This is a genomic window from Bacillus sp. TE8-1 (assembly GCF_008368855.1).
Taxonomy (GTDB): domain Bacteria; phylum Bacillota; class Bacilli; order Bacillales; family Bacillaceae_G; genus Bacillus_A; species Bacillus_A cereus.
In genome coordinates, this window is sequence record NZ_QPET01000014.1 from 221,211 (window position 1) to 246,629 (window position 25,419).

The following is a 25,419-nucleotide window of genomic DNA, read 5'->3' on the forward strand; positions in this document are numbered from 1 at the left end:
GTCATATTTTTTACTATCATGAAAGATAAGGAAAATAAACTATTGGTACTAGTGTATAAAATATTGCCTCAAAGTATCGTTTGGTAGAAGAAATGAAAGCTATAAATAGTTTCACTTTATTTCTGGAGAGGAGAAGGTATTGAAATCATGTCAAGATCTCAAGAAATTTCTAAGTGGTTTCGTAATTTACAACATTCGAAAAAACTAAGTTGGATTTCTTACGTTGTGTTAGGAGCAGTGCTGTTTTTTGCGCTTATGAATAATGTAAAACCAGAACAATTAGATGTTAATATGTATTCTATTGCGAAAAAGACAATCCATTCTCCTATAAAAATTGAAGATAAAGTTACAACGGATAAAAAGAAAAAAGAAGCCGCTACAAAAGTTGAAGATCAATATACATATAAAAGTGAGTATAAACAAAACAAAGTTGATATTGTGAATGACGTCTTTGCTAAAGTGGATGAAGTGGTGCAAGAGATTAAAGCTGTTGGACCGGATGATCAAAAAAAGATGACTGATGCTGAGAAAGTGGACAAGTTAAAAAAGAAACTACCCGCTGACTTAACGAAAGAGTTATCTGATTCAAACTTACTGAATTTGATTAATGCAGATCCGAGCCAATTAGTATTAGCGAAAGATGCTGCGGTCACAGCGATTAATAGTATCATGACTGAGCATATTAAAATGGACGAATTGAAAGATGCGAAAGAACGATATGTAAGTGAGATGAATAGTGTTAATGTTGATAATGGTTTAAAAGAATCAATTAAGGCGCTAGGAAGATATGCAATTTCAGCTAACTATTTTTATGACCCAATCTTAACGAAAGAGAAGAGAAAAGCAGAGGAAGATTTAGTTCCACCTGTTTATATTCTTCAAGGACAAGTTCTTGTTAGAGAAGGTGAAACAATTTCAAGTGATGTGTATAATCAGTTGAAATTAGTTGGTTTGTTAGAAAAAGGGAACGGCTTTCAACCTTATGTTGGATTAGCGGTACTCATTGGTGTGTTACTATACTTTATGCATAAACAATTTGAATTATTTTTAAAGAGAAAAAGAGAAGATAGACCGTATGTTTTAGCGTATATTACGATTTTGTCTATCACAATCGTCTTAATGAAAATCATTAGTTTGTTTCAAAAACTTGAATACGCAGGGATTGCATATGTTGTCCCAGTTGCGATGGGAACAATACTTGTAAAACTAATGATTGGTGATCGATTTGTCTTTTTAACGAGTATGATTTTTTCTGTATGCGGAAGTATTATGTTTAATGAAGGAGTAACGAGTACATTAAATTATAGTGTAGGGATTTACGTATTGTTAAGTTCGTTATCGGTTAGTATTTTCTTGCGAGAAAAAAATCGTCGTACAATGATTTTACAAGCTGGTATACTCGTTTCTGTATTAAATGTAGTCGTATTGGCGGCGCTCTTATTATTACGTAATGGGAATTTTTCGCCTCTTGAAATTGGTACGCAATTATTAATGGCTTCACTTTCAGGGATTATATCATCCGTTTTGGCTATGGGGATTTTACCATATTTAGAAAGTGGACTTGGAATCGTATCAAGTATGAAGCTTATGGAATTATCAAGCCCAAATCATCCACTTTTACGCAGAATTTTGTTAGAAGCGCCAGGGACATATCATCATAGTGTAATGGTAGCGAATCTTTCTGAGGCTGCTTGTGAAGCAGTCGGGGCAAATGGTGTATTAGCGCGTGTAGGGGCATATTATCATGATGTAGGAAAAACAGTACAACCGCAATTCTTTATTGAAAACCAAATGGGAATTGAAAACCCGCATGATAAATTAGATCCTGTAACAAGTAAAGATATTATAATTGCTCACGTAACGGATGGAGTAAGAATGCTCGAAGAATATCATATTCCACAAGAAATTATTGATATCGCTGGGCAACATCACGGTACAACGTTACTGAAATATTTTTATTATAAAGCTATTAAAGAAGATAAAGAAAAATATACAGAAGAGATGTTCCGTTATCCAGGTTCAAAAGCAACTTCGAAAGAATCGGCAATTGTTGGTATTGCTGATAGTGTAGAAGCTGCGGTACGTTCTATGAATCACCCAACGCCAGAACAAATTAATAATTTGGTGCAAAGTATTATTAAAGATCGACTGCAAGACGGTCAATTTAGTGAATGTGATTTGACGTTTAAGGAACTACAAATCGTTGGAAAAACGTTGTGTGAAACGTTAAATGGTATTTTCCATTCGCGTATTACATATCCGGAACCTCCGGAAGAAAAGGAGAAAGAATGAGTTTGTTAATTGATTTTATTGATGAAACAGAAGAAGTAAAAGAAGAGTATATGAGTTTAATTCGTGAAGTGTTAGAAAAAGCAGCTCAAATGGAAAATATCGAGGCTGGTGCGGAGGTATCGGTGACATTTGTAGATAATGAGCGCATTAGAGAAATTAATCGTGATTACCGAGATAAAGATCAACCTACAGATGTAATATCCTTTGCTATGGAAGAGATGGGAGAAGGAGAAATGGAGATTGTTGGCGCAGAGATGCCGCGCATGTTAGGCGATCTTATTATCTCTATTCCAAGGGCGAAAGAGCAAGCTGAAGAGTACGGACATTCTTTCGATCGTGAACTTGGATTTTTGGCGTTACATGGCTTTTTACATTTACTTGGTTATGATCACATGACAGAAGAAGATGAAAAAGAAATGTTCGGAAGACAAAAAGAAATTTTAGAAGCTTTTGGATTAGGACGATGAAAAAAGGAAAACTTATAGATAGTTTTGGATATGCTATAGCTGGTATATTCTTTTGTTTTCGTCATGAACGAAATATGAAAATCCATTATTTAGCCGCAGTCATTGTTATATGCTGCGGCTTTTATTTCCATATTACGAAAATAGAGTGGATGATATTACTTGTTGTAATAGGGAGTGTAATGAGTTTAGAGATGGTAAATACGGCTGTGGAAAAAACGGTAGATTTAGCGACTGCCGATATTCATCCGTTTGCAAAAATTGCAAAGGATGTTGCGGCAGGAGCGGTTTTATTGTTTGCAATTATAGCTGTTATAATTGGTGCTATTATCTTTTTACCGTATATGGTATAGTTGCATTCCGAAGCTTTTATTAAGCTTTGGAAGTGCTGTAAGGGCCTTTAATGAGAGAGTGTATCTCTTCATAGCTGTGAACAGGAAGGATGCGGGAATATGAATAGTAAACAATTAATTCTAGAAGCAATCGAAGCGCGTAAACAAGCGTACGTACCATATTCTAAATTTCAAGTAGGTGCAGCATTATTAACGCGCGGTGGAAAAGTATATCGTGGATGTAATGTTGAGAATGCATCATATGGCTTATGTAATTGTGCTGAAAGAACAGCTTTATTTAAGGCGGTTTCTGAAGGAGATAAAGAATTTGTAGCCATTGCGGTTGTAGCAGATACAAAGCGCCCAGTACCTCCTTGTGGAGCATGTCGACAAGTTATGGTAGAATTATGTAAACAGGATACGAAAGTATACTTAACAAATTTACATGGTGACGTTCAAGAGACGACAGTCGGAGAATTGTTACCAGGAGCATTTTTAGCGGAGGATTTACATGAATAGAAAAGGTTATAAATCAGGTTTTGTCTCTATTATTGGCAGACCGAATGTTGGGAAATCTACATTTTTAAATCGTATTATCGGCCAGAAAATTGCTATTATGAGTGATAAGCCACAAACGACTCGTAATAAAATTCAAGGTGTATATACAGAAAATGATGCACAAGTTATTTTCATTGATACACCAGGAATACATAAACCTAAACATAAACTAGGCGACTTCATGGTGAAGATGGCGCAAACGACATTAAAAGAAGTTGATATCGTTCTGTTTATGGTTAATGCTGTCGAAGGCTTTGGTCGTGGTGAAGAATTCATCATCGAGAAGTTAAAAGAAACGAAACAACCAGTATTTTTAGTAATTAATAAAATTGACCAACTTCATCCAGAGCAATTACTAGAGTTAATTGATCAATATCGTAAACTACATGAGTTTGCAGAGATTGTACCAATTTCTGCGTTAGACGGTAATAATGTGGACGCTTTAATTGGAACAATTAAAAAGTATTTACCAGAAGGACCACAATACTATCCAGATAATCAAGTAACGGATCATCCGGAGAGATTTATTATTGCAGAGCTTATTCGTGAGAAAGTACTACATTTAACACGTGAAGAAGTGCCGCATTCTGTGGCTGTTGTTATCGATGCGATTCAAAAGCGTGAGGGCGGGGCAGTTTATATAAATGCAACGATTGTTGTTGAACGTGCATCACAAAAAGGAATCATCATCGGAAAACAAGGGAAAATGTTAAAAGAAGTTGGTAAGCGAGCTCGTTTTGATATTGAAGCGCTACTTGGTTCTAAAGTATTTTTAGAAGTATGGGTAAAAGTGCAAAAAGATTGGCGTAATAAAATGTCTCAGCTTCGTGACCTAGGTTTCCGCGAGGATGAGTACTAAAATAGAGTCAAGCTGTAATCAGTGGATGGTTGGTTCATCCACTGATTATTGGTTTTTATGAACTTTGATAAATTAGGAAAAATTTTTCTCACATGAAAATGGACAAAATGGGTCAATTTAATAACAACAAAGGAAATTGGTTTATAGGCTACGCTTATTGAGAAAGGTGGATTCTTATGCTAGATTTTACCTGGAAGTTTTTCTCCAAAACAGGAAGCATTGAAACGTACTTGCTTTTGAAAGAAATGGAAAAAGACGTAAACGATGAGATGGATCAACATGAAGAGGAGCTAGCGCATCTAGACTCTCCAATTTCTTGACCCGTTTTGTTCAAACCTTGGATGGTGACGAACATGTTTCAAAAAGTTGAGGGCATCGTTATCCGTACGACAGATTACGGAGAAACGAACAAGATTGTTACAATATTCTCAAGAGAACTTGGTAAGGTAAGTGCAATGGCAAGAGGGGCAAAAAAACCGAAAAGCCGATTAGCATCTGTGTCGCAATTAATGACACATGGCCAGTTTCTTATTCAAATGGGATCTGGGCTTGGAACATTGCAACAAGGCGAGATTATTTCAACTATGAAAGAAATTCGCGAGGATATATTTTTAACTGCTTATGCATCATTTATTGTTGAATTAACTGATAAAGCAACAGAAGATAAAAAACATAATCCGTATTTATTTGAAATGTTATATCAAACGTTGCATTATATGTGTGAGGGTGTTGATCCAGAAGTATTATCATTAATTTATCAAACGAAAATGCTTCCGGTATTAGGGATGCGCCCGTACTTTGATACATGTGCGATTTGTCATCAAGAAACAGACTTTGTCGCCTTCTCCGTTAGGGAAGGCGGTTTTCTGTGCTCACGTCATGCAGAGCAAGACCCGTATCGTATACCGGTAGGAGAAGCTGTTCATAAATTATTACGTCTTTTCTTCCATTTCGATTTACATAGGCTCGGAAATGTATCGGTAAAGGATAGCACAAAAAAACAAATGCGTTTAGTATTGAATACATATTATGATGAATATTGCGGAATTTATTTGAAATCAAGACGTTTTTTAGAACAACTTGATAAGTTTCAAATATAATTTTGGGCCGTATACGGTCCTTTTTACATACTTTCTTTTTCGAATAGCATATTTAGTATATAATATTTAAGAGATAGTATAACTTTTTTCGTTGTGCATTAAAGGTGGTGATTATCATAGAGCTGAATAAACGGCAAGAACATATCATTCAGATTGTAAAAGATCACGGTCCTATTACAGGGGAATCAATTGCAGCGCAATTGGGTCTAACACGTGCGACGCTAAGACCAGACTTAGCAATTTTAACGATGGCTGGTTATTTAGAAGCACGTCCACGCGTAGGTTATTTTTATACGGGTAAAACTGGGGGGCAGCTATTATCTGAAGCTGTTAAGAAAATTAAAGTACAAGATTATCAATCTAGACCGGTTGTAATTGATAAAAATGTTTCCGTATACGATGCAATTTGTACGATGTTTTTAGAGGACGTTGGTACATTGTTCGTTGTAGATCAGATGACTCTATTAGTTGGTGTTGTGTCTCGTAAAGATTTATTAAGAGCGAGCTTAGGAAAGCAGGATTTAACCTCTCTTCCGGTTAATATTATCATGACAAGGATGCCAAACATTGCGATGTGTCGTAGAGAGGATTCTTTATATGATATTGCGATGGAATTAATAGAAAGACAGATTGATGCAATGCCAGTTGTAAAAGATACGAAACAAGGTTTAGAAGTGATTGGGCGAATTACAAAAACAAATATTACACGTGCGTTTGTAAATTTAGTAAATAACGAATAAGTGTAATTTGTTTAAAGTGAGGTAATGTAATGGATAATAAAATCGTATATGTCGTATCTGACTCTGTAGGGGAAACGGCTGATTTGGTTGTTCGAGCAGCAATGGGGCAATTCCCGTTTGCTCCTGATATTAGACGTGTACCATATGTAGAAGATACAGGGACATTAAAAGAAGTGATTTCGATTGCTAAGAGTAATCAAGCACTTATATGTTTTACGTTAGTTAAGCCTGATATGCGCAAATATTTAGTAACAGAGGCTGCAAAAGAAGGGGTAGAGGCATACGATATTATCGGCCCTCTTATTGATCAAATAGAAGAAATTACGGGGCAAGTGCCGAGATATGAGCCAGGCGTTGTCCGTAGGTTAGATGAAGAATACTTTAAAAAGATTGAAGCGATTGAGTTTGCTGTGAAGTATGATGACGGCAGAGATGCAAGAGGTATTTTAAAAGCGGATATCGTGTTGATTGGTGTTTCGCGTACATCAAAAACACCACTTTCCCAATATTTAGCTCATAACAAACGCTTGAAAGTTGCGAATGTACCACTCGTGCCAGAAGTTGACCCACCTGAAGAACTATATCAAGTGGCAAAAGAAAAATGTTTCGGTTTGAAAATTACGCCAGATAAGTTAAATCATATTCGAAAAGAACGATTAAAATCACTTGGATTAAGTGATGGAGCAACATATGCAAATATTAATCGTATTCAAGAAGAAATTAATCATTTTGAGGAAGTAATTAGTAAAATAAATTGCCAAGTAATCGATGTATCGAATAAAGCGATTGAAGAAACAGCAAATATTATTGTGAATGCAGTGCAAAACCAAAAAATGTTTTAGCACATTTACCAAAGGTGAATGTGCTTTTTTCGCTCGTGTGAAATATGGTACCTATGGATTTTGTAATAGATTGTAGTGTAATGGTTATACTTATACTCCTTTGTCTTTTAGTATATTCAAGGTTTGAGTTTGTCATCCTGAAATGTAAGATGAAAAAATAAAGGGATATGTAGCGTAGTTGAAGAAAATATATTATAATAAAAAATTGTGATAAAAACCTATATTTTACGTTTAGACTTTAATTTTTCAGAATAAACTAGGGATAGGATTTACGAAAAAGACATGTAATTACGTTAAATCGACAAAATCTATACAAGAAAACGCACATTATGGAAGGATTCACAGAAGGGATGTAGAATACAGAAATATGCAAAGCATCAACAACATATTAGTTGGTGTAGATGTATATCCCGTGAAGGCTGAAATTGTGCAAGTTGTAGCGGAATTTCATGTCGGAATTTTGTTTGTCGCATCATATGCTCATCCTTTAAGGAAATAGCAAGGCAATTGGATCTTTGTAGATACTGAACAAAATGGAGTTGATCGTTATATGGATCAACATGAAAAAGTTACAAATCTCAAGATCAAACAGTATATGTGGCTTGCTACTCTTCTTATAAAAAGGTGTATATGTATTGTTTCTAAGAGACACATTTGTAACAGATGAGCAAATGTATACAATTTTATATAGCAAGTATGTATATGCGATTTATGCAGATAAAGGACCTATAGGAAAGGTTCAAAATCGTTTATACAATGTAATCGGCAACACTTTCTAACAAGTTTAGAAAAATATTGTCGAATTATAAAGGAATTTTTTAATTTATATCGAATACAAAATACGACACGGAGATGGAGTTATGGGGAACAGAATTCCCGAAGAAGTTGTTGAACAGATTCGGACATCATCCGATATTGTAGAAGTCATTGGTGAATACGTTCAACTTAGAAAACAGGGGCGTAACTATTTCGGCCTTTGTCCATTTCATGGTGAGAATTCTCCTTCATTCTCTGTTTCATCTGATAAGCAAATTTTTCATTGCTTCGGATGTGGAGAAGGTGGAAATGTATTTTCCTTTCTAATGAAAATGGAAGGACTGGCTTTTACCGAGGCTGTTCAAAAGCTAGGCGAAAGAAATGGAATTGCGGTTGCAGAGTATACATCAGGGCAAGGACAACAAGAAGACATATCTGATGACACTGTCATCATGCAACAAGCTCATGAATTATTGAAAAAGTATTATCATCATTTATTAGTAAATACGGAAGAGGGAAATGAAGCACTTTCATATTTATTAAACCGTGGTATTACGAAAGAGATGATTGAGAAGTTTGAAATTGGTTATGCATCACCTGCCTGGGATGCAGCGACGAAAATTTTACAAAAAAGAGGTTTATCGCTGTCTAGTATGGAACAAGCTGGCCTTCTAATAAGAAGTGAGAAGGATGGTAGTCATTATGATCGCTTCCGTGGAAGAGTTATGTTCCCGATTTATACGTTACAAGGTAAGGTGATAGCGTTTAGTGGAAGGGCGTTAGGAGATGACACTCCGAAATATTTAAATAGCCCTGAAACACCGATTTTTCACAAAAGTAAATTGTTGTATAACTTCCACCAAGCAAGACCGTTTATTAGAAAACGTGGGCAAGTGGTTCTTTTTGAAGGATATGCCGATGTACTAGCTGCGGTAAAAAGTGGTGTGGAAGAAGCTGTTGCGACAATGGGAACAGCTTTAACTGAAGAACAAGCAAAACTTCTGCGACGTAACGTTGAAACTGTTGTTCTTTGCTATGATGGTGATAAAGCAGGGCGAGAAGCGACGATGAAAGCAGGGCAATTATTGCTAAAAGTTGGTTGCCAAGTGAAAGTCACATCCTTGCCAGATAAGCTTGATCCTGATGAATATGTGCAACAATATGGGACTACTGCTTTTGAAAATCTTGTGAAATCAAGTGTGAGTTTTGTTGGTTTTAAAATAAATTATTTGCGTTTAGGGAAAAATTTGCAAGATGAGTCTGGCAAAGAAGAATATGTGAAAAGTGTTTTAAAAGAGTTATCGTTGTTACAAGATGCGATGCAGGCAGAGTCATATTTGAAGTCATTATCGCAAGAATTTTCGTATTCAATGGAAACACTTTTGAATCAATTGCACCAATATCGCAAAGAACAAAAGGTACAGCAAAAACAAATAAAGCAGGTTGCTAAACCGTCTCAAGTCGTTCAAACAAAACCGAAGTTAACAGGTTTTGAAAGAGCGGAAAGAGAAATTATTTACCATATGTTGCAAAGTGCAGAAGTAGCTGTTCGTATGGAATCCCATATAGAAGATTTTCATACAGAAGAACATAAAGGGATTTTATATGAACTATACGCATATTATGAAAAGGGAAATGAACCTTCAGTCGGAACATTTTTAAGTTGGCTCTCTGATGAAAAGTTGAAAAATATTATCACTGATATTTCGACGGATGAATTTATTAATCCAGAATACACAGAAGAAGTGTTGCAAGGCCATTTGGAGACGCTTAGACGGCATCAGGAAAAACTTGAAAAGATGGAGATCATCTTTAAAGTGAAACAAATGGAAAAAACAGATCCTGTAGAGGCTGCTAAATATTATGTAGCATATTTACAAAATCAAAAAGCGAGAAAATAGCTTTTTTGATAAAGTTTTAGTATAATGAATGTTTGTATCTCGCGTAAGGAGGGGAACAGATGGCTGACAAACCAGCTCGTTCTAAACAAATTGAAACTGAAATGACCCTTGAGCAAGTGAAAGAACAACTCACTGAGCTCGGAAAAAAACGTGGCGTTCTTACATATGAAGAGATTGCAGAACGCATGAATGGATTTGAAATTGAATCCGATCAAATGGATGAATACTATGAATATTTAGGTGAACAAGGCATTGATTTAGTTGGTGATAATGACAACGAAGAAGGCCCTAATAATCGCCAAATTACAAAAACAGAAGAAGAGTTTGACCTCAATGATTTAAGTGTACCACCTGGGGTTAAAATCAACGATCCTGTTCGTATGTATTTAAAAGAAATTGGTCGTGTAGACTTACTATCTGCAGAAGAAGAAATTCGACTTGCAACGCGTATTGAAGAAGGCGATGAAGAAGCGAAACGTCGTCTTGCAGAAGCAAACTTACGTCTTGTAGTAAGTATTGCAAAGCGCTATGTAGGCCGTGGTATGCTTTTCTTAGACTTAATTCAAGAAGGTAATATGGGTCTAATTAAAGCTGTTGAAAAGTTCGATTATCGTAAAGGTTTCAAATTTAGTACGTATGCAACTTGGTGGATTCGCCAAGCTATTACACGTGCCATTGCAGACCAAGCGCGAACAATTCGTATTCCAGTTCATATGGTTGAAACGATTAATAAGTTAATTCGTGTACAACGTCAATTATTACAAGATTTAGGTCGCGAACCATCTCCTGAAGAGATTGGTGAGGAAATGGATCTTGCTCCAGAAAAAGTACGTGAAATCTTAAAAATTGCACAGGAGCCAGTTTCTCTTGAAACACCAATTGGTGAAGAAGATGACTCCCATTTAGGTGACTTTATTGAAGACCAAGAAGCAACATCGCCTGCGGACCATGCAGCCTATGAATTGCTAAAAGAACAATTAGAAGATGTGTTAGATACACTAACAGATCGTGAAGAAAATGTTCTACGTCTTCGTTTCGGTTTAGATGATGGACGAACTCGTACGCTTGAAGAAGTTGGGAAAGTATTCGGCGTAACGAGAGAGCGTATTCGTCAAATTGAAGCAAAAGCACTTCGCAAATTAAGACATCCAAGCCGTAGTAAGCGTCTTAAGGATTTCTTAGAATAGGTTATTTTTTAAGTTTACTTCACTTTTGTGAAGTAAACTTTTTTATTTTGTTAATTTTTGTTAAAATTTAGCTATGGGCAACGATTACAATTTCTTGTAATTTATTTTACAGAATTGTCTTTTGATTTGCAAATGCTCATTTTTCGATTTTTCGATTAATTTTGTTTATTATATACAAAAATATATGTAGAAAAGCGAAAAATATGATGAGAAACGTTAATAATTATCGAAATAATAAGCGATATGACAATAAAAAACAATAAACTGAATTTATGGAATATTTTTAACAAGTAGTAGTTTGCTCTTTTCTGATAGAGCGTTTTCAAGTACAATATAAATGACTGAATCATCTAACTATTTAGGGGTATAGAGGGGGGAGAAGAGATATGAAACGTAATCCGCTGATTCCGTTCGCTCTTATTGCAGCATTGGGTATTATCGTTATGTTTGTATTTTCATTTCAGGGGCTAAATAAATCTAAAGAGTTAGCTGATGCAAAAAATGGCGGGAAGCCAGCACAAACGGCATCAAAACCAGAAGATATTGTGAAGCAAAGCTGTACGAGCTGCCATGGTGATCAGTTACAAGGGGCAGTTGGACCTAACTTACAAAAAATTGGTGGGAAACTTTCAAAGGATGAAATTAAAGAAATTCTTTCGAAAGGAAAAGGCAATATGCCTGCCAATATAGTTCCAGCTGATCAAGCCGCTAAAGTAGCTGATTGGTTATCGAAGAAAAAATAAAGTTCCGTATGACAAGCCTTTTGCTTATGCAAAGGGCTTGTTTTTCTATATTTTCTAAAATACGATGAATGATAGAGCGGTGAATTGTTGTTATGGGCTTGCAACAACTACTATAAATTCATTATCATGGAGACAGACTGACAAGAGAAGGAGTAATGGAAATACATGAATGAAGTAAAGCTTTCAAAACGATTAGAAGAAGTTGTACGTGAAATACCAGTAGGATCTACAGTTGCTGATATTGGATCGGATCATGCGTATTTACCGTGTTATACAATTATAAATAATATTGCTACAAAAGCAGTTGCAGGAGAGGTTGTAGATGGACCATTTCGCTCTGCGCAAGCAACTGTAGCTGAAAGTGGTTTACAAGATAAAGTAGATGTGCGTAAAGGGAATGGATTAGCTGTTATCGCACCAGGAGAAGTAGATGTAATTACGGTTGCCGGAATGGGCGGAGCGTTAATTCGTGACATTTTAGAAAGTGGTAAAGAAAAATTAGAAGGTGTAACACGTTTAATTTTACAGCCTAATATTGCAGCGCATCATATTCGTGAATGGTTTATTGAGAATGGTTGGGAGCTTATCCATGAAAAAATCGTAAAAGAAGATGGGAAAATTTACGAAATTTTAGTAGGGGAGCGCGGAAATGTTGTAGCGCCTTACTCTGAAAATAAACAAGCTGAATTGTTTATGGGACCATTTTTAATAACAGAAAAAAGTGAAGCCTTCGTTGAAAAATGGGAAGGAGAATTAAAAAACTTCCAAAATATTTTAAAACAGTTAGAACGTGCGGCTGATTCTGAAGAAACAAAAGCGAAGCGTGGGGAAGTAGAAGCGAAAATGAAAATGATAGGGGAGGTTTTATCATGAGTAAAATTCCAAACGGCCATGAAATTATTTCTTTATTTGAAAGTATGTATCCGAAGCATTTGGCAATGGAAGGAGATAAGATTGGTCTGCAGATTGGAGCGCTTAATAAACCCGTGCAGCACGTATTGATTGCGCTAGATGTAACGGAAGAAGTTGTGGATGAAGCAATTCAATTAGGGGCAAATGTCATTATTGCTCATCATCCTTTAATTTTTAACCCGTTAAAAGCGATTCATACAGATAAGGTGTATGGGAAAATTATTGAAAAGTGTATTAAAAATGATATTGCAATCTATGCAGCACATACAAATGTGGATGTTGCTAAGGGCGGGGTAAACGATTTACTTGCTGAGGCGTTAGGATTGCAAAATACAGAAGTTTTGGCACCGACATATGCAGAAGAAATGAAAAAAGTTGTTGTGTTTGTGCCAGTCACTCATGCAGAAGAAGTAAGGAAAGCATTAGGAGACGCAGGTGCTGGTCATATCGGCAATTATAGCCACTGTACGTTTAGTAGCGAGGGTACAGGCACATTTGTACCTCAAGAGGGGACAAATCCTTATATCGGGGAAACTGGACAGTTAGAACGTGTAGAAGAAGTGCGAATCGAAACGATTATTCCAGCTTCCTTACAGCGGAAAGTGATTAAAGCAATGGTAACGGCGCACCCTTATGAAGAAGTAGCGTACGATGTGTATCCGCTTGATAATAAAGGTGAAACGTTAGGCCTAGGAAAAATAGGATACTTACAAGAAGAAATGACGCTTGGCCAATTTGCAGAACATGTGAAACAATCATTAGACGTGAAGGGCGCAAGAGTTGTCGGTAAGTTAGATGATAAAGTGCGTAAAGTAGCTGTACTTGGTGGAGATGGTAATAAATATATAAACCAAGCGAAATTTAAAGGAGCAGATGTATATGTAACTGGTGACATGTACTATCATGTTGCTCATGATGCGATGATGCTCGGTTTAAATATAGTTGACCCAGGACATAATGTTGAAAAAGTAATGAAACAAGGTGTGCAAAAGCAATTACAAGAAAAAGTGGATGCAAAGAAACTCAATGTACACATTCATGCTTCGCAGTTACATACAGATCCATTTATATTTGTATAAGAAAAATAAAAACCGTTGCTCATGTAAGCAACGGTTTTTATTATTGTTCTTTTTTCACTTTCACGCGAGGTAATATTTTTTGTAACGGTACTTTTCGAACTCTTTCCCATGTAGCGGGATTCATTGGGTCATATTGCTCTAAGAAAGCGATAACTTCTTTCGTAATTGGCGTTGGAGTAGAAGCACCTGCTGTAACAGCTACGTTTTCTACACCTTGTAGCCACTCTAATTGAATTTCGCTTACATCAGCAACTCGATATGCTTTTGTACCCGCGATTTCTTGTGATACTTGTGCTAAGCGATTTGAATTGTTACTTTTCGGATCACCAACAACAATTGTTAAGTCTGCAACATCAGCTTGTTTAGCGACAGCTTCTTGGCGAACTTGAGTTGCTAAACAAATTTCTTTATGGAATTCTGCTGTTGGGAATTTTTTTTGAATGTCCTCCATTAAATGTTGAACATCCCATTGACTCATCGTTGTTTGATTTGTTACTAAAATTTTATCTGTTGGGATTTCTAATGTTTTTAAATCATCGGCTCTTTCGATAAGGTGAACGATGTCAGGTGCAATACCAACTGCGCCTTCTGGCTCTGGATGATTTTTTTTACCGATATAAATGACATGATACCCTTCCGCTTTCTTAGCTTCGATAAGGTCATGCGTCTTGGTAACATCTGGGCAAGTAGCATCGATTGTTGTTAAACCTTTTTCTTTTGCGCGTTGTTTAACTTCTGGAGAAACACCGTGTGCAGTGAAAATAACAGTACCAGAATCAATTTTATCTAAAATTTCTAAGCGACTTGGACCGTCTAATGTGATGATTCCATCTTCTTCAAAAGCGTCTGTAACATGTTTATTGTGAACAATCATACCTAAAATATAAATGGGTCTCGGCAATGATTTATCTAATGCGGCGTTACGTGCAATTACCATTGCATCGACAACACCGTAGCAATAACCACGAGGGGAAATTTTAACAATTTTCATATGAGTAATCCTCTCCTTCTAAACAAGGGATACTTTTGTGCATAGTCTTTTACATTATAAAGGAGGAGTGGATAGAAAACAAAGGATTGTTACACATATAGTTTTGGTTTTGTTGCTGTTTGTTGAACTGGTTCTTTCGGTAACTCTTTTTCTATTACAGGTTCAATCACTATTTTCTTTCGTTTTCGTTTCTTTTTTTGAGGTGCAGGAGGCGGACTTTCTACCTCAACTGGCTCTGTTACATTTTCCGTTTGATTTTCTTCCGTGCTTTTTCCAGAGGTGAGGATTTTAACAATGCTTGGTAGACTACGCATAATAGGACCATACTGTTCGACGACAGGACCTACAGATTGAACGACTTGGGATACTTTTTCGATGTTATTTATCATATTAGTTGGATTCGAAATTAAGTTCGAAAAAAAACTGCCGATGCCACTGCTTGCTGTTGCCGCAGTTGTAGTTGAGCCGCCGCGCGTTTCATTTGATTCATACATTTGAGGCGGTATCATTTGCTCAGGATGTTGCTGCATGTATGGTTGATATTGTGGATGTTGCTGCGGATATTGTTGCTGGTATTGCTGCGGATATTGCTGATGATATTGCGGCGGTGGTGGTTGCTGATGCATCATTGGTTGCCCTTCCATTTGTCGGTAAGGTGGAACCATTTGCATAAATGGCTCGGTTGGATCGTGTTTTTTAAAAAGCTTAGCAAGAAAACCTTTCTTTTTTTGTGCCATTGGTGGTAGTTGTGGAATTGGATATGGTGTATAAGGTTGCTGCCCTGGATTCGGATACATTTGCCTTGTAGGGGATTTCGGAAACATGTGAGAAATCCTCCTTTCTTCAGTTAGGTATATACACATACAATATGCAATAAAAGGGAAGAAGGTTAGTTTTTGAAGTGAAAACCTAAACTAAAGATGGATTTTACTTGTAGATTTCGATATAATGTAGACTTGACTGATTTGTGCGCGCAGTAGAAATTTTAGAAAGAAGGTGTAACTTATGACACAACAAACTTTTACACAGTATGATTTTAAACCATTTTTAATAGATGCAGTTCGTGAACTACGCTTTACAGAGCCGACAGGAATTCAGCAGAAAATTTTCCCAGTCGTGAAAAAAGGTGTAAGTGTAATTGGACAATCCCAAACAGGTTCTGGGAAAACACATGCATACTTACTTCCTACATTAAACAGAATTAATGCAAGTCGTGAAGAAGTACAACTTGTTATTACAGCGCCTACTCGTGAGTTAGCACAACAAATTTACGAAGAAATCGTGAAATTAACAAAGTTTTGTGCGGAAGACCAAATGATTACAGCACGTTGTTTAATTGGTGGAACTGATAAACAACGTTCAATTGAGAAATTGAAAAAACAACCTCATATCGTAGTTGGGACACCAGGACGTATTAAAGACTTAGTTGAAGAACAAGCGTTATTTGTTCATAAAGCAAATACGATTATTGTCGATGAAGCAGACTTAATGCTTGATATGGGATTCATTCATGATGTAGACAAAATTGCAGCACGCATGCCTAAAAACTTGCAAATGTTAGTTTTCTCTGCAACAATTCCTCAAAAACTAAAACCGTTTCTGAAGAAATATATGGAGAATCCAGAGCATATTCATATCAATCCAAAACAAGTTGCAGCTGGAAACATTGAACACTATTTAGTGCCTTCTAAACATCGTAATAAAATTGATTTAGTGCATAAAATGCTACTTCAATTTAAACCGTATTTAGCAGTTGTTTTCACGAATACGAAAAAGATGGCAGACCAAGTTGCTGATGGATTAATGGAACGTGGCTTAAAAGTTGGACGAATTCACGGGGATTTATCACCACGTGATCGTAAAAAAATGATGAAACAAATTCGTGACCTTGAATTCCAATATATTGTTGCGACTGATTTAGCAGCACGTGGTATTGATATTGAAGGGATTAGCCATGTTATTAACTATGAGCTACCATCAGATTTAGATTTCTTCGTTCACCGCGTTGGAAGAACAGCACGTGCAGGGCATTCTGGTATTGCAGTGACGATTTATGATCCAGCAAACGAAGAAGCGTTAGATAGCTTAGAAAAACAACGTCATATCGAGTTTAAACATGTAGATTTACGTGGAGATGAGTGGGCAGATTTAGGTGAGCGTCGTCGTCGTAAGAGCCGTAAAAAACCAAATGACGAACTTGATGTTATGGCAACGAAAGTTATTAAAAAACCGAAAAAAGTAAAACCAAACTATAAACGTAAACTTGCAACAGAACGTGACAAAGTGAAGAGAAAATATAGCAATAAAAAAAGATAAGGGGTTTCCCTTATCTTTTTTTAATCCCGCTAATTTAAATGAAGAGTATAGTCTGTCTAAATAGTCATATGAATTTGTGTAGTGCGTCTTTTGTGAACAAACAATTCACTACATATTTCTACAAATTATGCTATCATTATATCTATTGTATATTGAAGAGGTGATTGTATGTTAAAGATTGGATCTCATGTTTCCATGAGTGGTAAGAAAATGTTATTAGCAGCAAGTGAAGAGGCTGTTTCATACGGTGCAACAACGTTTATGATTTATACAGGTGCACCGCAAAATACACGAAGAAAACCAATTGAAGAATTGAACATAGAAGCAGGAAGAAAACATATGGAGCTGAACGGAATTGAGGAAATTATCGTCCATGCGCCGTATATTATTAATGTTGGGAATACGACGAAGCCAGAAACATTCCAATTAGGCGTAGACTTTCTTCGCATGGAAATTGAAAGAACATCGGCATTAGGTGTAGCGAAACAAATTGTTCTTCACCCAGGAGCGCACGTTGGTGCTGGAGCAGATGCTGGTATTCAACAAATTATTAAAGGGCTTAATGAAGTATTAACGCCAGAACAGACGGTTAACATTGCGTTAGAGACGATGGCAGGAAAAGGAACAGAATGCGGTCGTAGCTTTGAAGAAATTGCAAAGATTATTGATGGTGTAAAATATAATGAAAAGCTATCTGTATGCTTTGATACGTGTCATACGCACGATGCAGGATATGATATTGTAAATGACTTTGACGGCGTATTAAACGAATTTGATAAGATCGTTGGTATAGATCGTTTACAAGTACTTCATATTAATGATAGTAAAAATGTACGCGGAGCAGGAAAAGACCGTCATGAAAACATTGGATTTGGTCACATTGGGTATAAAGCATTGCATCACATTGTACATCATCCACAGTTAATGCATGTACCAAAAATTCTTGAAACACCGTATGTAGGGGAAGATAAAAAAGATAAGAAGCCACCATACAAATTGGAAATCGAAATGCTGAAAAACGGCACTTTTGATGAAGGGCTTCTTGAAAAAATTAAAGCGCAATAAGGAGGGGGAAATCCCCTCCTTATTTTAGTAGTTGCTGAAATAATGTATTTACTTGTTGGGCAGTGGCAGGGGAAGTTACTTTTGCGATTTGTTTTAAAAGCTCTAGTCGCTCGTTGTTATCGTAAATATTAATATTTTTACCCTTCATAAGTAAAACGATTTGATCAGCTTGTGCGGCTGTAATGGGAACTTCATATTCTTTGCTATATTTTAATAGCTCTTTTGTAGAAATATGATTTAATTTTTTATTAACAATTTGTTTAATGAGGTTCATCTTATTATCCTCCTTCACGCGTTCTTCTATCGAAATATATGAGCATATAGCTTGTACATATTCGTGTGGAGTTTCTTTTTCATGAGGAAAAGAAGCGTATGTTATAATATAAGGACAAAACTACAGAAAAAGAGTAAAGGGAGGACTTATGGAGCAAAAGCAACATCGAAAAGAAAGTGTTATTCATCTCATTTATCGTTTAGTTATGATTATTTTTGGAGCAGCATGCGCGGCGGTAGCAATTGAACTATTTTTAATGCCAAATAAAATTATTGATGGTGGAATTATTGGTATTTCTCTTATATTAGATTATCTTACTCCTAACATTTGGTGGTTAAGTTTTTCTACTTTAGTCGTTGTTCTCAATATCCCATTTATGTATTCCGGTTATAAGCAAATTGGAAAAACATTTATGTTATCTTCGACATTTGGTATTGTAGCGTTAGCTTTCATTGAGTCAACGTTACATGCGGTACCGCCATTTACAACAGAACCTATTTTAGCGACAGTGTTTGGTGGTCTTATTTTAGGTCTTGGTGTAGGACTTGTAATTCGTCATGGTGGATCGCTAGATGGAACTGAAATTATGGGGATTTTATTAACGAAGAAATTACCATTCTCTGTTGGTGAATTCGTAATGTTTGTGAACTTATTTATTTTTGCATGGGCAGCATTTGTGTTTGGTGTGGAACAAGCGATGTATTCTGTTATGACGTACTATATCGCATTTAAAACGATCGATACAGTAATTCAAGGGCTAGATGAAACGAAGGCGGTTTTAATTGTATCTGATCAATATGAGGAAGTATCAAACGCGATTTTGCATCGTCTTGGCCGTGGAACTACAAAGCTTGTAGCGAAAGGTGGTTACACGGATAAAGAAAAAGAAGTTATTTATGCAGTTGTAACGCGTCTAGAAGTGACGAAGTTAAAATCAATTGTGCATGAAATTGATGAAAATGCATTTGTTACGATTATGAGCACGCAAGAGACAAATGGTGGTAAGTTTAAATCGGCTATTCACTAAAAAGTTTATAGGGATATTTTTCGGAAGCAGAGAATTTTTCTCTGCTTTTTGTTATAATAGTAAGGTTTCTTGAAAAAATAGATATATTTTAGGCAGATTGGTTTACAACTATAATAAGCTGTACTATAATTCAAATAGATATAAATCGGAATCATTCTGAATTAAAATAGGTGAGATGCTATGAATAATATATTAGAAATTGAAGGTTTAACATTCCGATATGAAGATCGGAATGTGTTAGAAAATATTAATTTGCAAGTTCCGAAGGGAGCTTTTTTAGGTTTAGTGGGACCGAATGGTTCAGGTAAATCAACTTTACTTAAGTGTTTATTAGGTGTTTTAAAGCCAAAAGAAGGAATCATTCGCGTGTTTGGCGTTGATAGTAAGAAGTTTAAGGAATGGAACAAAGTTGGTTATGTATCCCAAAAGGCAAATAGTTTCAATTCTGGTTTTCCAGCAACTGTTTCTGAAGTTGTGTCAATGGGACTTGTTTCGAAAAAAGGGCTTTTTCGCTTTTTCACAAAAGAGGATAAGAAAAAGGTAGAAAAAGCAATTGCTGATGTAGGGATGAGTGAGTTTCAAGATCGTAACATTGGAGAGCTTTCTGGTGGACAGCAACAGCGTGTATTTATTGCTCGTGCGCTCGTTAGTGATCCTGAATTGCTTATTTTGGACGAGCCTACTGTTGGAATTGATGTAAAAAATGTGGAAAGTTTTTACGAAATATTAGAGGATTTAAACAAAAGGCTCGGGATCACATTAATTCTTGTTACTCATGATATGGGAGCTGTTACCGAAAAAGTAACACATGTTGCATGCCTAAACCAACATCTACATTTCCATGGAAATGTAGAGAAGTTCCGAGAGTTAGAAGATGCAGAAATGTCCGTCTTATATGGACATCATGTTCATCGTTTAGAACACGAACATGAGCATCACGGGAGGATATAATGATACAAGATTTTTTACAATATGACTTTTTACGTAATTCTTTATACGCTGGTATTTTAATTGGACTTGTTGCACCGCTAATTGGTGTGTTTGTTGTTATTCGTCGTTTATCTCTTATTGCGGATGCATTAAGTCACGTGACGTTATCGGGTATTGCAGCAAGTTTATTACTTGAAAAAACCATTTTTACAGGTGGATTTTTAAACCCCTTATATATGGGGATGATTTTCTCGATTGGTGGAGCGCTACTAATCGAAAAGTTACGAACTGTATATAAGCACTATCAAGAATTAGCAATTCCAATTATCCTTTCGGCAGGGATGGGGGTTGGAGTTATTTTCATTTCACTTGCAAATGGATTTAACACAGACTTATTTAGTTATTTATTTGGTAGTGTCAGTGCTGTAACAAGTACAGATTTAATTATTATTGGGATTGTAGCAATTGTTGTTGTTGCGACAATTATTTTATTATATAAAGAGCTGTTTCTATTATCATTTGATGAGGAATACGCAGTATCAACTGGTTTAAGAGCGAAATGGATTCACTTTATTTTCATTATATTAGTTGCTCTTGTCATTGCAGTATCAATGCGTGTAGTGGGGGTTCTTCTTGTATCATCATTAATGACGTTACCAGTTGCAGCAAGTATTCGTATTGCTAAAGGATTTAAACAAACAATTTTCTTTTCCATTTTATTTGGTGAAATTGCAGTAATTGGTGGAATGTTTGCTTCGTATCAACTTGATCTAGCGCCAGGTGGTACAATTGTTATGATAGCAGTTCTTATTTTAATCGGTGCGATTTTATGGAAGAAGAAAAAAACTGCATAAAGTAGGGATAGGTATGAATCTAACAGAAGCTTTACGCCTAATGAAAGAAAAAGGATATAAACATACTGGAAAAAGAGAAGAGATGCTCAGATTATTTGCAGCACATAATCGTTATTTAACTGCGAAAGACGTTTTAGAGCATATGAAGGACGATTATCCAGGGCTTAGTTTTGATACGATTTATCGTAACTTAACAGTTTTTGCTGAGATTGGTGTTTTAGAACAAACGGAATTAAATGGTGAAAAACATTTTCGTTTTACTTGTTCTATTATGGAACATCATCATCATTTTATTTGTTTGGATTGTGGGGGAACGAAAGAGATTACTTCCTGCCCAATGGATTTTATGAATAAAGATTTTACCGGTTATGAAGTAACGGGTCATAAGTTTGAAATATATGGTCGTTGTCCAAAATGTGCAAAGTAAAAGCTCGTCGGTTATATAACTGACGAGCTTTTTTACGTAGAAAAGAAGGTTGCTCACAAATATTGTGGCAACCTTCTTTTTATTGTTCTTGTGTCTCTTTTTCTTTTTCTCGTTCAGCAGCCATTTCAGCAGCAATTACGTCGATTTCTTTTTTCAGTTCTTCTACCATTGTTTCTTCTGGCACTTTACGAACGACTTGCCCTTTACGGAATAATAATCCCTCTCCACGTGCACCGGCAATACCGATATCAGCTTCACGAGCTTCACCAGGGCCATTTACAGCGCAACCAAGTACTGCAACTTTAATTGGTACTTGAAGTGTAGAGATGTATTCTTCCACTTCGTTAGCAATGCTAATTAAATCGATTTCAATACGACCACAAGTTGGACAAGAGATAAGTGTTGCTGCATTAGACGCAAGACCGAATGATTTTAATAATTCGCGAGCAACTTTTACTTCTTCAACTGGATCAGCACTTAATGAAATACGTAGTGTATTTCCGATGCCTTTATTTAAGATTGCTCCAAGACCAGCAGCACTTTTTACAGTTCCGGCAAACAATGTTCCAGATTCTGTAATACCTAAATGTAATGGATAATCAAAAGCACGAGCAGCTTTCTCGTATGCTTCGATTGCTAAGTTAACATCAGAGGCTTTCATAGATACGATAATATCGTGGAAATCTAAGTCCTCTAAAATTTTAATATGATGTAGCGCGCTCTCAACCATACCATCTGCAGTTGGGTACCCGTACTTTTCTAAAATGTGTCGCTCTAATGAACCAGCGTTTACACCGATACGGATTGGAATACCGCGCTCTTTTGCTGCATTTACAACAGCTTCTACTTTATGGCGACGACCAATATTACCTGGATTGATACGTACTTTATCGATGCCACCTTCAATTGCTTTTAAAGCAAGGCGATAATCAAAATGAATATCAGCAACAAGTGGAATGTTGATTTGTTTTTTTATATCAGCAATAGCATCTGCTGCGCGTTCATCTGGAACGGCAACGCGGACGACTTGACAGCCGGCTTCTTCTAAACGCTTGATTTCAGCAACTGTTGCTTCAACATCATGTGTTTTTGTTGTTGTCATACTTTGTATAATTAATTCATTATTACCGCCGATTGTTAAATTACCGACTTTAACTGGACGTGTTTTTGTACGATGAGTCATTTCATTCACGAATAGATCGCTCTCCTTATAAAAGAAGTTTCTTATTTAGTCCCTCATATCAATGATAGTATACGTGATATAGGGCTATAGAAACCGAAGTACTCGGTTTCACTTTTACTATTGTATCAGCGCCTTTATGTAATTGACAAGGATTAAGTGATAGCTTATTGATATAACGGGAATTTATAAGACTTTCCAATTTGTATTTTTGTAGCAGATGTACTTTTGTTTAATTGTTTAAAGTCGTCAATGACTTTTTCTATGGAAGGAATTTTTTTCTTGTTAATTTGTTCTGTAATAGAAAGAACTGTCTCACCAGTTTTTACTTCAATTGTTTTATAAGATACATCCGTTTCTTTTTCTGTTTTGTTCGCTTTATTTTGTTGACTGTCTGTGTTTTCTTTTTTAATTGTTTGAGCAGCAGTTGTTTTTTTATATGAACTTAACATCGGTAAAGTACCGATTTTTATATCGTAATAAAATATATAACCGAGAACAAGCACGAATAGGAATATACCTAATCTCTTCATATTCTTCACTCCTTTGCTAGGAATATATGCTTGTCCAAAAAAAAAATGCCTATTTAGGCATTTTTTTTCGTTCTTATTTTTCTTTCGGTTTTGGAACTTCTTTAATTGTTAAGTACAGAACAATTAAAACAACTGCGATATAGATGAATGTTGATCCAGGTACGACAATCTTGCATGCATCCATAATCATAAAGAAGATTGTTGGAATTGTGTAGCTGTATGCAGTTAGTGTCCAAACTTGTTTATAGGATAGTTTACGTTGACCGCTCATAGCAGAACCGATGAACGCAAGTAAAGTCACGCCTACAAAAGTTATGAATAATTGGAATAGGTACACTAAGAATCCAATAACAAATAATAAAATTGGATAAATATTATCGAATAAAGAAATAAATTCTTGTAGATCTTTTTTCTCAAGAGATGCACCTAACAAATCGTTATAAGAATACGTTTGTGTTTGACCATTTCCCATAGAGACTACTTTATCTTTTAAAACAAATAAACCTGTTTTATTTTGATATTTTTCTAGGTCTGTTGAATTTGGATCAAATACGAAAAGTGTATTTCCTTCTTCTTTTTCAATAGGTTGATCAATATCAGCTTTTAGTTCGCCATTTTCGATTTTAAAATCAGGTAAATCTTTATCGATGACTTGATTTACCATGCCAACACCATCCTGGATAAAACTACCGTACAAAAAAGTTCTTGGAATAGTAGTAATTAAGCAAAGTAGCATAATATACAAAATGGTTTTACCGATTTTTTGAAAACGGAATAGCGCCATATCTTTAGGCGAGTATATGCTTTTTACGAATTGGGTAAATATGGACATAGATTCACTTCCTTTATGTATGTATAAAATCATTGTAACGTAGGAATCTAGAGAATCTCAAGATATATTATATTTACATATAGTGGAGATAACTAAATTTCTTTTATTAACTTTCTTCTTTTAAATAAGAAAAATACAATTGACACTTTTCTTTTCTATATGGTAAATTTATCTTACATTTCTTAAAGAGCATATCCGATAGGAATTCCTTTATTTGATATGTTGTTACATACATAATTGTGGACCCTTAGCTCAGCTGGTTAGAGCAGACGGCTCATAACCGTCCGGTCGTAGGTTCGAGTCCTACAGGGTCCATATCCATTTCGCATGTTTATTATGTTAGCAGGAAGCTTCCTTGTAGAAGGAAGCTTTTTTTACGGAATATATGAGCATTTTAATTGAAAAGAAGTGGGAATTTTGCTACTTTAATGATAGCAAGACAATGTGATTTATTTGTTTGCACCCTATGGCAATTAGGGTAGAATGAAGTTGTATGTCACTTAAGTGGCAATACATAAACTGGGAGGAATATAACAATGGCAAAACACGAATTACCAAATTTACCTTATGCGTATGATGCTTTAGAGCCTCACTTTGACAAAGAAACAATGAACATCCATCATACAAAACATCACAACACGTACATTACAAACTTAAACGCTGCTTTAGAAGGTCATGCAGAATTAGCTGACAAAAGCGTAGAAGAATTAGTTGCAAACTTAAACGAAGTACCAGAAGCAATCCGTACAGCAGTACGTAACAATGGTGGCGGACATGCTAACCATACATTCTTCTGGACAATCCTATCTCCAAACGGCGGAGGACAACCTGTAGGTGAACTTGCAACTGCAATTGAAGCAAAATTCGGTAGCTTCGATGCATTCAAAGAAGAATTCGCAAAAGCTGGCGCAACTCGCTTCGGTTCTGGTTGGGCTTGGTTAGTAGTAAACAATGGTGAGTTAGAAGTAACAAGCACTCCAAACCAAGATTCTCCTTTAACTGAAGGTAAAACTCCAGTTATCGGTTTAGATGTTTGGGAGCATGCTTACTACTTAAACTACCAAAACCGTCGTCCAGACTACATCGGCGCATTCTGGAACGTTGTAGATTGGAACGCTGCTGAAAAACGTTACCAAGAAGCAAAATAATCGTAATTATAGAAAAAGCTAGGGGAGAGCTCCTAGCTTTTTTCTATGCTTTCCTTTTACATAATTGGGCTTGTCTT

Annotated in this window: 28 protein-coding genes and 1 tRNA gene; 23 read left to right on the forward strand and 6 right to left on the reverse strand. The window is 36.0% G+C overall.

Annotated features, from left to right (window positions below; genetic code table 11):
* Positions 1-147 precede the first annotated feature (147 nt).
* From DN404_RS12900 to DN404_RS12965, 15 genes are all read left to right on the forward strand, one after another.
* Complete coding sequence (locus tag DN404_RS12900; protein WP_000091509.1) at positions 148-2,292, forward strand: HD family phosphohydrolase; 2,145 nt, start codon at positions 148-150, stop codon at positions 2,290-2,292.
* A complete protein-coding gene (ybeY, locus tag DN404_RS12905) occupies positions 2,289-2,759 on the forward strand; it encodes an rRNA maturation RNase YbeY (protein WP_136363636.1) in 471 nt (156 codons plus the stop codon). Before DN404_RS12900 ends, ybeY begins: the two co-directional genes overlap by 4 nt.
* Positions 2,756-3,109: a diacylglycerol kinase family protein gene (locus DN404_RS12910; RefSeq protein ID WP_000715466.1), complete on the forward strand. Its 354-nt coding sequence runs from the start codon at positions 2,756-2,758 to the stop codon at positions 3,107-3,109. The genes ybeY and DN404_RS12910 overlap by 4 nt, the downstream gene beginning before the upstream one ends.
* A gap of 99 nt (positions 3,110-3,208) precedes the next feature.
* On the forward strand, positions 3,209-3,607 hold the full coding sequence (locus tag DN404_RS12915; RefSeq protein ID WP_001086286.1) for a cytidine deaminase: 399 nt from the start codon (positions 3,209-3,211) through the stop codon (positions 3,605-3,607).
* A complete protein-coding gene (gene era, locus DN404_RS12920; RefSeq protein WP_001080229.1) occupies positions 3,600-4,505 on the forward strand; it encodes a GTPase Era in 906 nt (301 codons plus the stop codon). Before DN404_RS12915 ends, era begins: the two co-directional genes overlap by 8 nt.
* Before the next feature lie 176 nt (positions 4,506-4,681).
* On the forward strand, positions 4,682-4,825 hold the full coding sequence (locus DN404_RS12925; protein WP_000883924.1) for a YqzL family protein: 144 nt from the start codon (positions 4,682-4,684) through the stop codon (positions 4,823-4,825).
* A gap of 33 nt (positions 4,826-4,858) precedes the next feature.
* A complete protein-coding gene (recO, locus tag DN404_RS12930) occupies positions 4,859-5,605 on the forward strand; it encodes a DNA repair protein RecO (protein ID WP_000487013.1) in 747 nt (248 codons plus the stop codon).
* Positions 5,606-5,712: 107 nt separating this feature from the next.
* Positions 5,713-6,345 (forward strand): transcriptional regulator CcpN, encoded by a 633-nt coding sequence (locus tag DN404_RS12935; RefSeq protein WP_000583756.1) that lies wholly within the window; start codon positions 5,713-5,715, stop codon positions 6,343-6,345.
* Between the two features lie 29 nt (positions 6,346-6,374).
* Positions 6,375-7,187, forward strand: a complete 813-nt coding sequence (locus DN404_RS12940; protein ID WP_000368937.1) for a pyruvate, water dikinase regulatory protein — start codon at positions 6,375-6,377, stop codon at positions 7,185-7,187.
* A gap of 635 nt (positions 7,188-7,822) precedes the next feature.
* Positions 7,823-7,966 carry a hypothetical protein gene (locus tag DN404_RS30550; protein WP_000479733.1) on the forward strand — a complete coding sequence of 48 codons (144 nt, stop codon included), beginning with the start codon at positions 7,823-7,825 and terminating at the stop codon, positions 7,964-7,966.
* 81 nt (positions 7,967-8,047) lie between these two features.
* A complete protein-coding gene (dnaG, locus tag DN404_RS12945) occupies positions 8,048-9,844 on the forward strand; it encodes a DNA primase (protein WP_000528221.1) in 1,797 nt (598 codons plus the stop codon).
* A gap of 59 nt (positions 9,845-9,903) precedes the next feature.
* Positions 9,904-11,031 carry an RNA polymerase sigma factor RpoD gene (gene rpoD / locus DN404_RS12950; protein WP_000764066.1) on the forward strand — a complete coding sequence of 376 codons (1,128 nt, stop codon included), beginning with the start codon at positions 9,904-9,906 and terminating at the stop codon, positions 11,029-11,031.
* 386 nt (positions 11,032-11,417) lie between these two features.
* Entirely contained in the window at positions 11,418-11,774 is a 357-nt protein-coding gene (gene cccA / locus DN404_RS12955; protein WP_000828141.1) for a cytochrome c550, read from the forward strand.
* A gap of 165 nt (positions 11,775-11,939) precedes the next feature.
* Positions 11,940-12,647, forward strand: coding sequence for a tRNA (adenine(22)-N(1))-methyltransferase (locus DN404_RS12960; RefSeq protein WP_001006545.1), 708 nt, complete (start codon positions 11,940-11,942; stop codon positions 12,645-12,647).
* On the forward strand, positions 12,644-13,765 hold the full coding sequence (locus DN404_RS12965) for a Nif3-like dinuclear metal center hexameric protein (protein ID WP_000036233.1): 1,122 nt from the start codon (positions 12,644-12,646) through the stop codon (positions 13,763-13,765). Before DN404_RS12960 ends, DN404_RS12965 begins: the two co-directional genes overlap by 4 nt.
* A 40-nt stretch (positions 13,766-13,805) precedes the next feature.
* Here DN404_RS12965 and DN404_RS12970 read toward each other — a convergent pair whose 3' ends face one another.
* Both DN404_RS12970 and vrrA read right to left on the reverse strand, forming a co-directional pair.
* Positions 13,806-14,756 carry a 4-hydroxy-3-methylbut-2-enyl diphosphate reductase gene (locus tag DN404_RS12970; protein ID WP_000706659.1) on the reverse strand — a complete coding sequence of 317 codons (951 nt, stop codon included), beginning with the start codon at positions 14,754-14,756 and terminating at the stop codon, positions 13,806-13,808.
* An 89-nt stretch (positions 14,757-14,845) separates the two neighbouring features.
* A complete protein-coding gene (vrrA, locus tag DN404_RS12975; protein WP_000484166.1) occupies positions 14,846-15,580 on the reverse strand; it encodes a VrrA/YqfQ family protein in 735 nt (244 codons plus the stop codon).
* Positions 15,581-15,761: 181 nt separating this feature from the next.
* Between vrrA and DN404_RS12980 the strand changes: the two genes are divergently transcribed.
* Positions 15,762-17,072, forward strand: coding sequence for a DEAD/DEAH box helicase (locus DN404_RS12980; protein ID WP_000194017.1), 1,311 nt, complete (start codon positions 15,762-15,764; stop codon positions 17,070-17,072).
* A gap of 168 nt (positions 17,073-17,240) precedes the next feature.
* Positions 17,241-18,137 carry a deoxyribonuclease IV gene (locus tag DN404_RS12985; protein ID WP_000912460.1) on the forward strand — a complete coding sequence of 299 codons (897 nt, stop codon included), beginning with the start codon at positions 17,241-17,243 and terminating at the stop codon, positions 18,135-18,137.
* A gap of 19 nt (positions 18,138-18,156) precedes the next feature.
* On the opposite strand, the gene DN404_RS12990 is transcribed toward DN404_RS12985, so the two are convergent.
* Positions 18,157-18,411, reverse strand: coding sequence for a DUF2624 domain-containing protein (locus DN404_RS12990; protein ID WP_001048954.1), 255 nt, complete (start codon positions 18,409-18,411; stop codon positions 18,157-18,159).
* Positions 18,412-18,559: 148 nt separating this feature from the next.
* Here DN404_RS12990 and DN404_RS12995 point away from each other — a divergent pair, with 148 nt between their 5' ends.
* From DN404_RS12995 to DN404_RS13010, 4 genes are all read left to right on the forward strand, one after another.
* On the forward strand, positions 18,560-19,438 hold the full coding sequence (locus tag DN404_RS12995; protein ID WP_000435963.1) for a YitT family protein: 879 nt from the start codon (positions 18,560-18,562) through the stop codon (positions 19,436-19,438).
* A 180-nt stretch (positions 19,439-19,618) separates the two neighbouring features.
* Positions 19,619-20,389: a metal ABC transporter ATP-binding protein gene (locus DN404_RS13000; protein ID WP_149215122.1), complete on the forward strand. Its 771-nt coding sequence runs from the start codon at positions 19,619-19,621 to the stop codon at positions 20,387-20,389.
* Positions 20,389-21,222, forward strand: coding sequence for a metal ABC transporter permease (locus DN404_RS13005; RefSeq protein WP_000613815.1), 834 nt, complete (start codon positions 20,389-20,391; stop codon positions 21,220-21,222). The genes DN404_RS13000 and DN404_RS13005 overlap by 1 nt, the downstream gene beginning before the upstream one ends.
* Positions 21,223-21,235: 13 nt before the next feature.
* Entirely contained in the window at positions 21,236-21,649 is a 414-nt protein-coding gene (locus tag DN404_RS13010; protein ID WP_001054516.1) for a Fur family transcriptional regulator, read from the forward strand.
* Positions 21,650-21,728: 79 nt separating this feature from the next.
* On the opposite strand, the gene ispG is transcribed toward DN404_RS13010, so the two are convergent.
* The 3 genes from ispG to yqgB form a co-directional block, all read right to left on the reverse strand.
* A complete protein-coding gene (gene ispG, locus DN404_RS13015; protein WP_153577907.1) occupies positions 21,729-22,832 on the reverse strand; it encodes a flavodoxin-dependent (E)-4-hydroxy-3-methylbut-2-enyl-diphosphate synthase in 1,104 nt (367 codons plus the stop codon).
* 164 nt (positions 22,833-22,996) lie between these two features.
* On the reverse strand, positions 22,997-23,362 hold the full coding sequence (yqfZ, locus tag DN404_RS13020; RefSeq protein WP_000825414.1) for a protein YqfZ: 366 nt from the start codon (positions 23,360-23,362) through the stop codon (positions 22,997-22,999).
* Positions 23,363-23,435: 73 nt separating this feature from the next.
* On the reverse strand, positions 23,436-24,194 hold the full coding sequence (yqgB, locus tag DN404_RS13025) for a protein YqgB (RefSeq protein WP_000021897.1): 759 nt from the start codon (positions 24,192-24,194) through the stop codon (positions 23,436-23,438).
* Positions 24,195-24,435: 241 nt separating this feature from the next.
* Here yqgB and DN404_RS13030 point away from each other — a divergent pair.
* Positions 24,436-24,509: transfer RNA gene (locus tag DN404_RS13030), tRNA-Ile, on the forward strand.
* Positions 24,510-24,730: 221 nt separating this feature from the next.
* Positions 24,731-25,342, forward strand: coding sequence for a superoxide dismutase [Mn] (gene sodA, locus DN404_RS13035; protein WP_001052031.1), 612 nt, complete (start codon positions 24,731-24,733; stop codon positions 25,340-25,342).
* Positions 25,343-25,419: the final 77 nt, after the last annotated feature.